The sequence below is a fragment of the Paenibacillus sp. 01T422 genome (assembly GCF_056398785.1).
The window spans coordinates 1-2,037 of record NZ_JBFTQB010001039.1; the positions used below are offsets into that span (position 1 = coordinate 1).

The following is a 2,037-nucleotide window of genomic DNA, read 5'->3' on the forward strand; positions in this document are numbered from 1 at the left end:
CATCCGGACTATAACCGTCGGCCTTGGATTCTCACCAAATCAGTCCCAGCCTAACAGGCCGGGAGTCGCGGGCTTGAGATACATACGCACGTATCCTCACCGCCGGTAGGGAATTGCACCCTGCCCCGAAGATTCAATTATTAAATTTAGTGTCCCGCAAGTGCCTTATCAGAAGGTCACTTACAAAACATAAGTAATATTTATTCCTGAATATTAGCACCATAAAATAAAAAAAGCAAGGATTTTTCATCCCACCTTAAGCTAAGAAATTGCTGCTCATTTTCCGATATATACTCTGTTAGCTGATCATTCACACAAAGGAGGACACTCATGGACGTCCCTGCGCTTTCAATGTCCGTAGCTCAGAGCAGCTTGGCTCAAGCTGTACAAATACGGGTTCTTAGCATGGCTAAAGATCAATCAACGCAACAAGCTCAGCAAATGGTCCAAATGATGCAACAAAGCGTTCAACCCCATTTGGGTGGGAATCTAGACATTAGTGGCTAGTTTTACCTTTGGGAGAAGGAGAATACTTCATAATTCTCCTTCTTTTTCTATTTAATCACTTCATTTTAGTCACCGGAATATGGAAATACAGAATCAAGAAAACGACCCCCGCGAAACACAGCAACCACGCCCATAACGGCTTCGTATAATGCAGGCGCAGCCCAATGAACATGAAAACCCAGACCGCAATAGACCACCAAAAGTTCCAGTTGTTATGATACGCGAGCAATTTTATTAGTAGGAATAGTCCTTCAATGCAGGTAAATATAGCTGACCAAATGGCGATATAAACGACTTGTTTCAGCGGGCGCGACTTAAAAGGATATCTGTTCAGGTACACCAGCACAATGCAGGGAAGATTAGTAAAAGCAATCAGAAAATCGGCGATCGTATGATTAGGCGTTACTGCGGTTTTATGAAAAACCCAAAGCGAATAATTATAACTTAGAAGGCTAACCAAAAAATCCACGCAGATGGCAAAAAGAATCGTTGGGTAATAGGTCTTCCAATTTCTCCAATCCCCGAAGAACCAAGCTGCAATCAAGCATAACAAGGCAATAACTACAGGCAAATATGAACCAATTAACTCTGTTATGTGACCCATCACTTAGCTCCATCCCATCAAACTTGTGCTGCCTGCGTTCAAACACGTGATCCTGTGGTTATTATTTCTATAAATGTTGATTCATATGAAACAGACAGCAATTAACTTATCATCCTGCGTATTTACGCCGTTTTTCGCCTTAGCATTAACTGTTTCAAGCTGTCCAGATTCGCGCAAATCGTTCCGGCGATGACGGTCACCACGCCCACAGCGGTTACCCAAGTGATGGTCTCCCCATAAAATGCAACCCCCACAGCTAGAGCAATCAACGGAGAGATGTACAGCCATGTAGCTGGAAAAACCGGATTCGTTTTGGCCACTAGCCAGTAGAACAGACTGTGTCCGACCATGGAGCCAATCACGATTAAATAGAGTAGCGAACCTGCCGCTTTTGGAGATACTAGACTTTGCACGTCCACATGTTCTGTAAAAAATGAAAGGATCAGCAGCAGCAATCCTCCGTAAATCATCTGCGCTGCATTCAGTGCAATCGGTGATGCCTCAGAGAATTGCTGAATGACTTTTTTGGAATACAGAGCTCCCACGCAATAGAACAGTTCACCGAACAGAATCGCCACACTCCCGATCACCCAAACGATGTTGGCGGATACCGCCAGTTGTGGCAGCAACAGGATGATAATACCTGCAAAGCCAACTATGCAGCCAAATACAGAGAGCTTTGTCGTCTTCAGACGCAGCACGAAGGTTTGCAGCACGAGAATCATAATCGGTCCAGTAGCCGATAAGACAGCCGCGATCCCGGAAGAAACATATTGCTCCGCCCAGTACAAGGTTGAGAATGTGCCGAATGTGAGACAGATGCCCGTAAGCAGCATCTCTTTGCGAAATAAAAGCGCTACGGTAGCTTTTTTCCGCCACAACAACCAACAGAACAAAAGCAACCCTGCAATGAAAAACCTCATGCC

At 44.8% G+C, this 2,037-nt stretch carries 3 protein-coding genes and 1 riboswitch; of the genes, 1 reads left to right on the forward strand and 2 read right to left on the reverse strand.

What is annotated here, in order from left to right; translation table 11 throughout:
- Nucleotides 1-137, reverse strand: a riboswitch (FMN riboswitch). This riboswitch is flagged as partial in the annotation.
- Between the two features lie 193 nt (nucleotides 138-330).
- On the forward strand, nucleotides 331-507 hold the full coding sequence (locus tag AC1DUA_RS35195) for a YjfB family protein (protein WP_477504155.1): 177 nt from the start codon (nucleotides 331-333) through the stop codon (nucleotides 505-507).
- 55 nt (nucleotides 508-562) lie between these two features.
- Here AC1DUA_RS35195 and AC1DUA_RS35200 read toward each other — a convergent pair whose 3' ends face one another.
- Together AC1DUA_RS35200 and AC1DUA_RS35205 are read right to left on the reverse strand one after the other, a co-directional pair.
- Entirely contained in the window at nucleotides 563-1,111 is a 549-nt protein-coding gene (locus AC1DUA_RS35200) for a CBO0543 family protein (RefSeq protein WP_477504156.1), read from the reverse strand.
- A 122-nt stretch (nucleotides 1,112-1,233) separates the two neighbouring features.
- Nucleotides 1,234-2,037: DMT family transporter (locus AC1DUA_RS35205; RefSeq protein WP_477504157.1), on the reverse strand; the 804-nt coding region annotated here is incomplete at its 5' end.

Coding starts and splice junctions, on each gene's coding strand:
- AC1DUA_RS35195 (WP_477504155.1), top strand. CDS start 331: ATGGACGTCCCTGCGCTTTCAATGTCCGTAGCTCAGAGCAGCTTGGCT.
- AC1DUA_RS35200 (WP_477504156.1), bottom strand. CDS start 1,111: ATGGGTCACATAACAGAGTTAATTGGTTCATATTTGCCTGTAGTTATT.